Origin of the sequence: uncultured Aquabacterium sp., from assembly GCF_947366995.1 — a bacterium.
In the GTDB taxonomy this organism is placed as follows: Bacteria; Pseudomonadota; Gammaproteobacteria; order Burkholderiales; family Burkholderiaceae_C; genus Aquabacterium.
Genome location: NZ_CANBCC010000003.1, coordinates 23220 through 35384, shown reverse-complemented (window position 1 = coordinate 35384; position 12165 = coordinate 23220). Strand labels below are relative to the sequence as shown.

Sequence of the window (12165 nt, the reverse complement as noted above, 5' to 3'; positions counted from 1 at the left end):
CCTGCTGGCGTCATGGGGGCTGCGACGGCGACGTTCGGGGCGCCCGCACGACGCCACACCCCCCGTTTCAGTGCGCCGAGGCCGGCAGCCCGAAGAGGTGATCGAACACCCAGTTGAAGCAGAAGGTGTAGACGAGGAACAGCGCCACCAGCCCGAGGTCGGTGAGGAAGGCGTCCCACCAGCCCATGTCGAGCGACCAGGCGATCACCGGCAGCGTCATCATCACAAGCCCGCCTTCGTAGCCGATCGCGTGCAGCGCGCGCCGGCGCGGGGTGCGTCGGCGGTCGGCCTGCCGCCGCTCCCACGCCTCGAACAGCGTGTTGAAGGCCATGTTCCACAGCACCGCGATCACCGAGCAGGCAATGGCGAACGGCCCGGTGTCGGCCAGGCCCTTGCCGGTGACCGGCTGCATCAGCACGGCCAGCATCAGGATGGCGACGCCCTCGTACAGGGTGGCGTGAACGACCTTGCGCCGGACGCCTTGCATGCCGGCGTTCATGGCGCGATCGTCAGGGCGACGTCCCATTCCTGCAGCAGCTGCGGGAAGGGCGGCGGGGGCAGGGCTTCGGTGAACACGCGGCGCATGTCCTTCAGGTGGCCGACGCGGGCGAGCGCCGTCTGGCTGAATTTGCTGACGTCGGCGACCAGCCAGGTGGCGCGGGCCTGGGCCTGCATGGCCTGCGCAACAGGCAGTTCGCGCTGGTCGCGGTCGCGCAGGCTGCCGTCGGGGTCGATGCCCAGCGTGGTCTGAATGGCCAGGTCGACCTTGAACTGCCTGAGGAAGTCGACCGTGCTGTCGCCTTCCATGGCGCTGTCGCGCGAGCGCAGGGTGCCGCCGGCCACGTGCACCTTGCAGTCGCGGTGCTCGTTGAGCACCTGGGCCACGTGGAGGTTGTAGGTCACGACGGTGAGGCCCGGGCGGTTCAGCAGTTCGCGGGCCACGGCCTCGACGGTCGTGCCTACGCCCAGCATCAGGGTGGCGCCGTCAGGGATGGCGGCCACCACCGAGCGGGCGATGCGCGCCTTGGCGTCGGCCTGCATGGCCTGGCGCTCCTTCCAGGCGCCCACGCGGGCCGGCTCGCGGGGCAGGCTGACGCCGCCGTGAAAGCGCGCCAGCAGGCCGGCGTCGGCCAGGCGCTGCACGTCGCGGCGCACCGTCTGCATCGTCACGTCCAGGCGCTGGGCCAGGCGTTCGACCGACACGGCGCCGCGCGCGCGCACCTCTTCCAGCAGCGCCACCTGACGCGGGTTGGGGCTCCAGGGGGCTGCCGGGCGGATCGGGCTGTTGTCGCTCATCCGGTCGAGGGTATCCGAAAAAATCCGAACACAAAAGAAGACAAACGCGCACTCAGGGGTCATCGGCTTGCAGTCCAATGGGAGCTCTTCCGCGCTGGAGCCCGCTGCCCATGTCGATGCTGTCGTCGCTTGCCTCTTCGCCCGATGAGGCCGTGGACCACCTCTGTGATGTGCTGGTGGTGGGCGGGGGCCTGCATGGCACGGCCGTGGCCCGCGATCTGGCCGGCCGTGGCTGGCGCGTGGCGCTGTGCGAGCAGGACGACCTGGCAGCCCATGCGTCGGGCGCGACCGGCAAGCTGGTGCACGGCGGGCTGCGCGAGCTGGCCCGGCTCGACCTGGGCGGAATGGGCCGGGCCGTGCAGGAGCGCGCCCGCCTTCTGCAGTGTGCGCCCCACCTGATGACGCCGGTGCGTTTGCTGATGCCGCACGACGACGGCATGCGCACGGGCGCGCTCATCCGGCTGGGGTTGTGGTGGCACGACCGCCTGGCGGCCGGCAACGGGCTGCCGCCCAGTGAGGCCGTGACCTTGCGGCGCTCGCGCCTGGGGGCTTCGCTGCAACCGGCCTGGACGCGCGCCTTCGTTTACACAGAGGTGATGGCCGACGATGCGCGGCTGACGACCTTGTGTGCCCGCGATGCCTCGGAACGCGGCGCGCTGGTGCTGACCCGCACGCGGTGCGACCAGGCCGTGCCGCATGGCGGCGGCTGGCGCGTCGGGCTGGCCCGCCGGCACCCGGAAGACGGCCGCGTCGTGCAGCGGCTGACCGTTCAGGCACGGGTGGTCGTGAACGCGGCCGGGGCCTGGGCGTCGTCGGTCCTCAGTGGGGTCTTGCAGGTGCCGCCCGCAGCGGCTGCGCGCAAGGGAGGCGAGCCGCCTAGCCTCGCGTGGCTGAAAGGCACCCACATCGTCGTGCCCCGCTGTGTGGAGCATGACCACGGCTGCGTGTTCCACACACGCGGCGGGCGCTTCATTTTCGCGCTGCCTTACGAGCGTCACTTCACCCTGATCGGTGCGGCCGAGCAGCCGCACGATGGCCCGCCCGACGGCGTGGCGGCCGAGCCGGACGAGGTCATGGCCCTGTGTCAGGAGGCGAGCCGCTATCTGCGCCGGCCGGTGCAGCCGGGCGACGTGGTGTGGTCCTATGCCGGCCTGCGCGGTGCACTGAAGGCGCCGGGGCGGGGCGAGGAGGGCGCGCACGGTCGGCACCAGCTCCAGCTTCACGCCCGACCGGCTCCGGTGCTCACGGTGTGGGGCGGCAGCCTCTCGTCGTTCCGGCTGCTGGCCGAGCAGGCGGCCGACCAGGTGGGCGACCTGCTGGGCGAACGGCGTCTGGCCTGGACGGCGGACGCAGCCCTGCCCGGCGGGCAGTGGGGCGAGCTGCTCGACCACACGGTGTCGCCCGAGCTGGACCTGATCGCCTTTCAGTCCCGGTTGCGGCAGGTTCACCCCTGGCTGCCGCTGCCGCTGCTGCGCCGCTGGACGCGGGCCTATGGCAGCCGGGTGCTGCGTCTGCTCGACGGCATGCGGGGCCGGGGCGACCTGGGCGACGAGGTGCTGCCCGATCTGTTCGAGGCCGAGCTGTACCACCTGCGTCGCCACGAGTGGGCCCTCACGGCCGACGACGTGCTGTGGCGCCGGAGCAAGCTGGGACTGCGCACCACCGCCGTACAGCATGCGGTGCTGGCCGACTGGTTCGCGCGACAGCACACAGGCTGTGCCGGACAACCGGATGCCGCGTGGTGGTCGAGCCGGGCCGTTGCCTGAGCGTCGCCGCGGCCCGAACGGGGCGTCAATCGGTGTCGCGAGGCATCAGGCAGTGACCGCGGGCCTGGGCAACGGGACGTTGTGGGTCGTCCTGCCAGATGTTGACCTGCACCAGTGCCACACGGTTGCCCTGGCGCACGGTGGTGCCCTGCACGAACGTGTCGACGGGCTTGGCCGAGCGCAGGTAGGCAATGGCGAAGTCAACCCCGCGCGGCGCGCCTTGCAGACTGGGGTTGGTGGCCAGCAGATGCAGGATCATGCCCGTTTCCCCCAAGCCGGCCAGCACGCCGCCATGCAGCGCCGGCAGGATCGGGTTGCCGATCAGCTCCGGCTTGAACGGCATGCGGAACACCGGCCCAGCGTCGATCTGCGGCTGCTGGCGCACATCCAGAAAGTCGACATACGGCGAGCGGCCCGGCGGGATGGCGAGCGTTTCCGGCAGGTCGGCCGGCTCGCTGCGAAACACCTGACTGGGCTCGATGCTGGCGGGCGACCCGAGTGAGGCCGCGGCCTGTGCCGGGCTCACGGGCTGATTCGGTGCGGGCGTGGCCTCGCCCCCGGCGCGGCGCTTGTTGGCCGTGGCGCGCATGAAGGTCGCATTCACCATGGCCACCGGCTCGGCGCGCCCTGGCTGGAACAGCTCGCCCCGCACAAAGGCCACGCTGCGCGACAGGCGATGGCATTCGGCGCGGCAGACGATCTCTTGATTGGCCACGGCCGGGCGCAGGTAGTCCATGCGCAGGTCAAGCGTGGCGAACGGCTCGATCTCGGCCAGCGCGGTGCCCACGGCGACGCCACACGCGGTGTCGGCCAGCACGCTCAGTACGCCGGGGTGGATCAGACCGCGCTCGGTGTCACCCGTCCAGGTGTCGCGCGCGGGCAGGCCCAGGCCGGCGCGGCCCTCGCCGATTTCGGTGACGTACATGCCGGAGGCCTGCGCGTACGGGATGCCCTTGATGAAGGCCTCCACCCATTGCAAGCGGCCGTTGTTCGAGAAGATGTCCATGGCGCGTCGGTGTCGGAACAGCGAAAAGCGGCATTGTCCACAGCGGGTCACACCGTGGCGGGCTCGGCACGCAAAAGGTAATGGCGCTTTCCGTCACGGTAAGCGCCGTGCTCCCTTCAGCGGCGGGGCTGCAGGTCGATCGCCAGGCCGGTGTCGGTCACGCGCAGGCCGCCGACCTCGTAGCCCATGCGGTCGGCGGTGCGCAGGTCTTCCGGCTTGAACTGGTGGATGATTTGATCCTGCAACCGTTCCTCGGCCAGCCAGGCGCCCAGGCGGGTCAGGTGCTGCCGCGCTGCGGCCGGCAGCCCGTTCACATTGATCTCCTCGACGCGGACCTGGCTCAGCCGCACGCTCAGGTCCTGCGGTTCATAACGCAGTCCGAAGCTCAGCGCCACCTTGCCGGTGTAGGACTGGCCCATCAGCAGGTCGCGCGCCTGCAGCGGCACGGCGGCCAGCACGCGGTTGGCCTGCGGCTGCAGCGTCAGCTCGGGCAGGCCGGCCTGCACGTCGAGCAGGTTGAGCAGCCGCTTGGTGCTCGGGAAGCGCTGGCCCAGTTTGCGCAGCAGCTCTTCGCGGGTGATCACCACGGTGCGCGGGCCGAGCAGGCTGGCACAGCCCGCCACGGTGAGGGCCGCGGGCAGCAGCGCGGTCAGGGACAGCAGGCGGCGTCGGGTCAGGCAGGCAGCGGCGTGGTGCATGGCGGTCGGTCCGGTGAGAGGGATGTGGGCGGTGCGTCCAGCGGGCGCAGGCTGGCGCCGTGCCTGGCCACCCAGTCCTGCAGGCTCAGCACGCGCAGGCCGGTCAGGCGGCGGGCGCGCCCGGCGAGTTTCAGCAGGGCGGCGTCTTTCGTGAACAGCCAGGTGGCGCCCACGTGCAGGGCCAGGTCGATGAAGACCTGGTCATCGGGGTCCTTGCAGCGCAGTGGTCCGCGGGGCGGCTCCGCCACCCGCTCGGCGCGGTCGAACACGGTGGTCGTCAGGGCCGGGTCGGGCTGCCAGCGGGCGAAGGCGCTGCGCGGCCACACCTGGTGCCACTCGGTTTCCATGGCCGGGCTTGCCAGCCAGCGCAGCGTGCCAGCCGCCAGCGCCTCGGCCACAGGTGTGGCAGCCGGGTCCTTGAACACCCGCCAGTCGAGCAGCGCGTTCGTGTCGAGGATGGCAATGGGCGGGCAATGACCGCCATCCGTCAGTGGGCGCTCACTCATGCGGCGCCCGTGATCACACCACCGCCCAGGCACACCTCGCCGGCGTACAGCACGGCCGACTGCCCCGGCGTGACGGCCCATTGCGCCTCGGGGAAGTGCAGGCTGATCTGGCTGGCGCTGGCCGCCGTCACCGCGCAGGGCGCATCGGCCTGGCGGTAGCGCGTCTTGGCTCCCACACCGGCCTGACCCACCTGCGGGCCGCGGCCGTCAACCCAGCTCAGGTCGTCGGCCGCCAGCGTGTGCTGCAGCAGCCAGGGGTGGTCGTGGCCCTGCACCACGTACAGCGTGTTGGTGGCCATGTCCTTGCGGGCGACGAACCACGGATCGTGCTCGCCACCGCCGCGTGGCGCCCCCTTTTCCTTCACCCCGCCGAGGCCGATGCCCTTGCGCTGCCCCAGCGTGTAGAAGCTCAGGCCGACGTGTTCGCCCAGCTTGCGGCCCCGGTCGTCCTTGATCGGCCCCGGCTGGTTGGCCAGGTAGCGGTTGAGGAACTCGCGGAAGGGGCGCTCGCCGATGAAGCAGATCCCCGTCGAGTCCTTCTTCTTCGCGTTGGGCAGCCCGATTTCCGCAGCGATGCGGCGCACTTCGGTCTTGGGCAGCTCGCCCACCGGGAACATCGTCTTGCTCAGCTGGGCCTGGTTCAGCCGGTGCAGGAAGTAGCTCTGGTCCTTCAGGGGGTCCAGGCCCTTGAGCAGCTCGAAGCGCTGGCCGCCTTCGAAAGACGCGTCGGCCACGCCGCGCACCCGGGCGTAGTGCCCGGTGGCGATCTTTTCGGCGCCCAGCCGCATCGCGTGGTCCAGAAAGGCCTTGAACTTGATCTCGGCGTTGCACAGCACGTCCGGATTCGGCGTGCGGCCGGCCTGGTACTCGCGCAGGAACTCGGCGAAGACGCGGTCCTTGTAGTCGGCCGCGAAGTTGACGTGCTCGATCTCGATGCCGATCACGTCGGCCACCGAAGCGGCATCCAGGAAGTCCTGGCGCGACGAGCAGTATTCGCTGTCATCGTCGTCTTCCCAGTTCTTCATGAAGATGCCGATGACCTCGTGGCCCTGCTGCTTCAACAGCCAGGCGGTGACGGCGGAATCGACCCCGCCGCTGAGGCCGACGACCACGCGATGCTTGAGACTCATGGAATCACCAAAAGCGACAGCCGCCACGCGGGCGGCTGGAACGGACACAGTGAAGGCGGCGCGCGGCGGGCGCTCAGGCCTCGCGGTGGTGGGCCGGGGCGCTGAAGACGCTGTCGTGCACCGTCAGGATGCCGAGAGGATAACGCTGGCCGGCCAGGTACGCCTCGATGCACTCGAGTACCAGCGGGCTGCGATGGCGTTCTGGGCAGGCGCGGATCTCGTCGGCCGTCATCCAGACCGTGCGGACGATGCCCTCGTCGAGCTCGAGCGCCGGGTCGGCCTCGGAGACCGAGCCGAAGAAGGCCAGACGCAGGTAGGTGATGTCTTCGCCCGTGCGCGTGCGGCGGAAGCGGGACATGTACATCCCGAGAAAGCCTTCGGGCGTGAAGTGCCGGCCGGTTTCTTCCAGCGTTTCGCGCACCGCCGCCTCGATGGGCGACTCGCCCGGGTCCAGGTGACCCGCTGGGTTGTTGAGCAGCAGACCGTCGGACGTGTCTTCCTCGACCAGCAGGAAGCGCCCGTTGCGCTCGATCAGCGCGGCCACGGTGACATTGGGCTTCCACCGCACCTTCGGCGCGTGGACCGGCTTGGGCAGAGGCGCCGCCTCCAGAATGTCTGCGGTGTTCATGGCCGAAGGATTATCCGTCAAGCCTGTGACGAACGTGTGGCAATCTGCCTGAGGCCCCACCGAATGGGCGGGACAGCCCGCGTTTTCCGGACGGGGTCGACGCACGCTGGACGCGCTCGTGCACTTGAACTGACAACAAATGTTCCCAGATGTGCGGCCGTGGGGCGACGGAAAAGCGAACGACCGTGCGATCGGGGGCCCGAAGGGACGCGAACGCGCCACAAACCTTGTGTATGCTGACACGTTTGGTAAAGACAAGCGCCGTCCCTGTCCGCGGGCGGTTCTGACCAGTAGGAGACTCGAATGCTGATTGGCGTGCCCCTGGAAACGCTCGCGGGTGAAACCCGTGTGGCGGTGACCCCCGAGACCGTCAAGAAACTGAAAGCCCAGGGCCACACCCTGAAGGTGCAATCGGGTGCCGGCGTGGCCGCCAGCGTGACCGACGAGGCCTATGTGGCCGCCGGAGCCGAGATCACCGACGCGGCCGGCGCGCTGGGCGCGGACATGGTGCTCAAGGTGCGCAGCCCCTCGGCCGAAGAGCGCACGCTGATGAAGCCGGGCGCCGTGCTGGTCGGCATGCTCAACCCGTTCGACAAGGACGGCCTGCAAGCCCTGACCGACGCGAAGCTAACCGCCTTTGCGCTGGAAGCCGCGCCGCGCACCACCCGTGCGCAGAGCATGGACGTGCTGTCCTCGCAGGCCAACATTGCCGGCTACAAGGCCGTGATGATCGCCGCCGACAAATACCAGCGCCTGTTCCCGATGCTGATGACCGCCGCCGGCACCATCAAGGCCGCCCGAGTCGTCATCCTGGGTGTGGGCGTGGCCGGCCTGCAGGCCATCGCCACCGCCAAGCGCCTGGGCGCGGTCATCGAAGCCTCGGACGTGCGCCCCTCGGTGAAGGAACAGGTCGAGTCGCTGGGCGCCAAGTTCATCGACGTGCCGTATGAAACGGCCGAAGAGAAGGAAGCCGCCGAAGGCGTGGGCGGTTACGCCCGCCCGATGCCGCAGTCGTGGCTGGACCGCCAGAAGGCCGAGGTCGCCAAGCGCGTGGCCGCCGCCGACATCGTCATCACCACCGCCCTGATCCCGGGCCGGGCCGCCCCCGTGCTGGTGACCGAAGAGATGGTCAAGTCGATGAAGCCGGGTTCGGTCATCGTCGACCTGGCCGCACCGGCCGGCGGCAACTGCCCGCTGACCGAAGCCGGCAAGACGGTGGTCAAGCACGGCGTCACGCTGGTGGGTGAAACCAACCTGCCCGCGCTGGTGGCCGCCGACTCGTCGTCGCTGTACGCCCGCAACGTGATCGATTTCCTCAAGCTCGTCTTCAACAAGGAAGGCCAGTTCCACGTCGACCTCGAAGACGACATCGTCAAGGCATGCCTGATGTGCCGCGACGGCCAGCTGCTGCGCGCTTGAGCAGTTCCCGACAAGCGCAATTCCCGAGAGATTGAAGACCATGCAACGCGTCATGCTGCGTGCCAAGCTGCACCGAGCCACCGTCACCGAAGCCATCCTGGATTACGAAGGGTCGTGCGGCATCGATGAAGACCTGATGGACGCCGCCGACATGAAGGAGTTCGAGTACATCGAGCTCTACAACGTCAACAACGGCGAGCGCTTTTCCACCTACATCATCAAGGCGCCGCGCGGCTCGGGCACGATCTCGCTGAATGGCGCGGCGGCCCGCAAGGCCACCGTGGGCGACCTGCTCATCATCTGCACCTACGCCCCGATGAACGAGGCGGAGATCAGCACCTACAAACCCAAGGTCGTGCTGCTGGACGCCGGCAACGCGATCAAGGAAATCCGCAAGTTCGACTGACCGGCGTGCCGGTCCGGCCGGTCGAGGCGCCCGCACGAGGCGCCAGCCCGGCCTCCCGTTTCTCAACTTCCCCTGCCCAGGAGACAACGCGATGGAAGCCATTTCCCACGTCGTCATCAACCTGACCATCTTCGTGCTGGCCATCTATGTGGGCTATCACGTGGTCTGGAACGTGACCCCCGCCCTGCACACGCCGCTGATGGCCGTGACCAACGCCGTGTCGGCCATCGTCATCGTGGGCGCCATGCTGGCCGCTGCGCTGACGGTGACCACGCTGGGCAAGGTCATGGGTGTGCTGGCCGTCGCGCTCGCTGCGGTCAACGTGTTCGGGGGCTTCCTCGTCACCCGCCGCATGCTCGAGATGTTCAAGAAGAAAGACAAGAAGGCAGAAGGCAAGTAAATGAGCATGAACCTGATCGCCCTGCTGTACCTGGTCGCCTCGGTGTTCTTCATCCAGGCCCTCAAGGGCCTGAGCCACCCGACGACCTCCATCCGCGGCAACGTGTTCGGCATGACCGGCATGACGATCGCCGTGCTGACCACGATCGGCCTGATCCACGGCCAGGCTCAGGCGTTGAGCCTGAACTTTGGCGCCGGGATCGGTTACGTGCTGGCCGGCCTGGTGATCGGCGGCGGCGCTGGCGCCATCATGGCCAAGCGCGTCGAGATGACCAAGATGCCCGAGCTGGTCGCCTTCATGCACAGCATGATCGGCCTGGCCGCGGTGTTCATCGCGGTGGCCGTGGTGGCCGAGCCGTACGCCTTCCAGATCACCGCCAAGCCCATTGGTGACGCGCTGGCCGAGATCCCGGTGGGCAACCGCCTGGAGCTGGCCCTGGGTGCCGCCATCGGCGCCATCACCTTCTCGGGCTCGGTGATCGCGTTCGGCAAGCTGAGCGGCAAGTACAAGTTCCGCCTGTTCCAGGGTGCCCCGGTCATCTTCAAGGGCCAGCACATGCTGAACCTGGTGCTGGGCCTGGTGGCGCTGGCGTTGATCGCAGGCTTCATGGCCACGCAGCGCATGGACCTGTTCGTCGCGCTGATCGCCCTCAGCTTCATCCTGGGCGTGCTCATCATCATCCCGATCGGCGGCGCCGACATGCCGGTGGTGGTGTCCATGCTCAACAGCTATTCGGGCTGGGCTGCCGCCGGCATCGGCTTCTCGCTGAACAACCCGATGCTGATCATTGCCGGTTCGCTGGTGGGCTCGTCGGGTGCGATCCTGAGCTACATCATGTGCAAGGCGATGAACCGCTCGTTCTTCAACGTGATCCTGGGTGGCTTCGGTGGCGACGCCGGTGCGGCCGCCACCGGTGGCGCGCAGCAGCAGCGCAGCGTCAAGAGCGGCTCGGCCGACGACGCCGCCTTCGTGCTGGGCAACGCCGAGACCGTGGTGATCGTGCCGGGTTACGGCCTGGCCGTGGCCCGCGCGCAGCACGCCGTGAAGGAGCTGGCCGCCAAGCTGACGGAAAAGGGCATCAGCGTGAAGTACGCCATCCACCCGGTGGCGGGCCGCATGCCCGGTCACATGAACGTGCTGCTGGCCGAGGCCGAAGTGCCGTACGACCAGGTCTTCGAGATGGAAGACATCAACGGTGAGTTCGGCCAGGCCGACGTGGCCATCATCCTGGGCGCCAACGATGTGGTGAACCCGGCGGCGCACGTCAAGGGCAGTCCGATCTACGGCATGCCGATTCTCGAAGCCTACAAGGCCAAGACCGTGATCGTGAACAAGCGCTCGATGGCCAGCGGCTACGCCGGCCTGGACAACGAGCTGTTCTACATGGACAAGACCATGATGGTGTTCGGCGATGCGAAGAAGGTCGTCGAGGACATGGTGAAGGCCGTGGAGTGAGCCGGCTGGCCTGAATCGGGCCACCGCCTTTCCACGCTGAAACCGGGCCTTGTGCCCGGTTTCGCCATTTCAGTGCGGCCGTTCACGATGCCGGTCGGCATGTCGCGGGTTCTTCCCGAGCCAGGCGCCAGGGGCGATGTGGGAAGCTTCGCGGCTCAAGAAGTACGCATTCAGGAGAACCACTTCGGTGGCACGCTTTACCAAGACCCAGCTTGGCCGCGAGGAGATCGCGGCGCGCAAGATGGCGTTCGATCGCCCCACGCGCAACCTGTTGTTGATCATCGATCCATCCCGGGACGGGGAGGACTGGCTGCAGATGGTGCACGGCGCCGAAGCCGGTGCATTGGCCGCGCTGGAGGAGGCGGGCCTCATCGAACGGGCTCAGGCGCCGGCAGCGTCGGTGGCGGCACCTGCCCGTTCTTCCCGGTCCGAGCGCGGCGAGGACAGCGTGCTGCGGCCGGCCGGTGAGACCAGCCTGGACGACGATGCGCTCTACGAGCGGCTCAATGGCGTGGTCAAGGCGCAGCTGGGCCTGGTGCAGGGCCTGCGCTTGACGCTGGCCATCGAGCAGGCCGAAGGGCGCGAGGCGCTGTGTGCGGTGGCACGGCAGGTGATTGCCCTGGTGCGCGAGCAGCGTGGTGAGGCCGCGGCCGCTTCCGTCTCCTGGACGCTGGGCTTCGAGGCCTGACGCGTCAGCGCCGGGCCTGCGCGCTTGCACTGGCGTCGGTGCCAGCGGGCGCGGATGCGGAAGGCGCCGGCGTGGGGGCCTCGCTGGACGGGGGCGCGATCGGGGTGGACGCCGTTGCCGTCAGGGCCGGCTTGGGCTCCGGCACGGTCTGCGTGCAGCCCTGGCCCTGTCGCAGGCCCTTGAGGTAGGCGCGCCGCATCGTTCCGGCCGTGATGGCGCTGCTCACGCGCTTGCTGTGGCGCTCGGCCCCCGAGAGCTTGCGCACCCAGCTCCGGAACGGCACGAAGCCTTCGACCGTGCGCCGCACGGCCGACACCGAGGCGTCTTCCGCCATGTCGACACCCTGGTCGAGCAGGTCGGTGTCCTTGCCGTTGCGAGGGCGGTCGAGGTCGGGCCCCAGGGCGTCGTCGAGCGCCCCGATCATCTCGTTGAGATGAGGACAGGTGAGGTCGCCCGGCACGGCATAGGGGCCGGCGGTCGCTTCCTTGAGCGCCGCCGGAATCTCTGTCTGCACCAGGTTGAGGTCACCCAGCGGCGTCATGGCCGCGTGGCCCATGCGGTTGGTGACGCCCGCGTCCTGTGCGCGCTGCCGGTTGGTGTCCGGGCCTTTGGGCAGCATCGAGCAGGCGCCGAGCAGCAGCAGGCTGGCGAGGGCAAGGGCGCGGGGCAGGGCAGACATCGGCATGGCAGTGGGCGGGCGCTGTTCAGGGCCGCATCATGCCGTGCGGCCGGTCCGGTGTGACGGCCGTCGCCCATCGGAGGGGGCG

Annotated in this window: 14 protein-coding genes; 6 read left to right on the top strand and 8 right to left on the bottom strand. The window is 69.0% G+C overall.

The features are described 5' to 3' along the window. Window positions 1–67: 67 nt before the first annotated feature. Entirely contained in the window at window positions 68–499 is a 432-nt protein-coding gene (locus tag Q0Z44_RS01900; protein WP_298009397.1) for a PACE efflux transporter, read from the bottom strand. Further along, window positions 496–1296, bottom strand: coding sequence for a DeoR/GlpR family DNA-binding transcription regulator (locus tag Q0Z44_RS01895; protein ID WP_298009394.1), 801 nt, complete (start codon window positions 1294–1296; stop codon window positions 496–498). The genes Q0Z44_RS01900 and Q0Z44_RS01895 overlap by 4 nt, the downstream gene beginning before the upstream one ends. 110 nt (window positions 1297–1406) lie before the next feature. Here Q0Z44_RS01895 and glpD point away from each other — a divergent pair, with 110 nt between their 5' ends. After that, window positions 1407–3062 (top strand): glycerol-3-phosphate dehydrogenase, encoded by a 1656-nt coding sequence (glpD, locus tag Q0Z44_RS01890; protein WP_298009392.1) that lies wholly within the window; start codon window positions 1407–1409, stop codon window positions 3060–3062. Between the two features lie 25 nt (window positions 3063–3087). Here the strand turns inward: glpD and Q0Z44_RS01885 are convergent, their stop codons facing one another. From Q0Z44_RS01885 to Q0Z44_RS01865, 5 genes are all read right to left on the bottom strand, one after another. Continuing rightward, entirely contained in the window at window positions 3088–4068 is a 981-nt protein-coding gene (locus tag Q0Z44_RS01885; protein ID WP_298009388.1) for a hotdog domain-containing protein, read from the bottom strand. 116 nt (window positions 4069–4184) lie between these two features. After that, window positions 4185–4766, bottom strand: coding sequence for a hypothetical protein (locus Q0Z44_RS01880; protein WP_298009385.1), 582 nt, complete (start codon window positions 4764–4766; stop codon window positions 4185–4187). Beyond that, window positions 4742–5272, bottom strand: a complete 531-nt coding sequence (locus tag Q0Z44_RS01875) for a PIN domain-containing protein (RefSeq protein WP_298009380.1) — start codon at window positions 5270–5272, stop codon at window positions 4742–4744. The genes Q0Z44_RS01880 and Q0Z44_RS01875 overlap by 25 nt, the downstream gene beginning before the upstream one ends. Next, entirely contained in the window at window positions 5269–6402 is a 1134-nt protein-coding gene (mnmA, locus tag Q0Z44_RS01870) for a tRNA 2-thiouridine(34) synthase MnmA (protein ID WP_298009376.1), read from the bottom strand. The genes Q0Z44_RS01875 and mnmA overlap by 4 nt, the downstream gene beginning before the upstream one ends. A gap of 73 nt (window positions 6403–6475) precedes the next feature. Next, a complete protein-coding gene (locus Q0Z44_RS01865) occupies window positions 6476–7030 on the bottom strand; it encodes an NUDIX hydrolase (RefSeq protein WP_298009373.1) in 555 nt (184 codons plus the stop codon). Between the two features lie 303 nt (window positions 7031–7333). Between Q0Z44_RS01865 and Q0Z44_RS01860 the strand changes: the two genes are divergently transcribed. The 5 genes from Q0Z44_RS01860 (at window position 7334) to Q0Z44_RS01840 (ending at window position 11398) form a co-directional block, all read left to right on the top strand. Beyond that, window positions 7334–8449, top strand: a complete 1116-nt coding sequence (locus Q0Z44_RS01860) for a Re/Si-specific NAD(P)(+) transhydrogenase subunit alpha (protein ID WP_298009371.1) — start codon at window positions 7334–7336, stop codon at window positions 8447–8449. Window positions 8450–8489: 40 nt separating this feature from the next. Then, window positions 8490–8855: an aspartate 1-decarboxylase gene (gene panD / locus Q0Z44_RS01855; RefSeq protein WP_298009367.1), complete on the top strand. Its 366-nt coding sequence runs from the start codon at window positions 8490–8492 to the stop codon at window positions 8853–8855. Between the two features lie 91 nt (window positions 8856–8946). Beyond that, window positions 8947–9255, top strand: a complete 309-nt coding sequence (locus tag Q0Z44_RS01850) for an NAD(P) transhydrogenase subunit alpha (RefSeq protein WP_298009364.1) — start codon at window positions 8947–8949, stop codon at window positions 9253–9255. Next, on the top strand, window positions 9256–10710 hold the full coding sequence (locus Q0Z44_RS01845; protein ID WP_298009361.1) for an NAD(P)(+) transhydrogenase (Re/Si-specific) subunit beta: 1455 nt from the start codon (window positions 9256–9258) through the stop codon (window positions 10708–10710). 187 nt (window positions 10711–10897) lie between these two features. Further along, entirely contained in the window at window positions 10898–11398 is a 501-nt protein-coding gene (locus Q0Z44_RS01840; RefSeq protein WP_298009358.1) for a hypothetical protein, read from the top strand. 4 nt (window positions 11399–11402) lie between these two features. On the opposite strand, the gene Q0Z44_RS01835 is transcribed toward Q0Z44_RS01840, so the two are convergent. Then, window positions 11403–12077 carry a hypothetical protein gene (locus Q0Z44_RS01835; RefSeq protein WP_298009355.1) on the bottom strand — a complete coding sequence of 225 codons (675 nt, stop codon included), beginning with the start codon at window positions 12075–12077 and terminating at the stop codon, window positions 11403–11405. Window positions 12078–12165 lie beyond the last annotated feature (88 nt).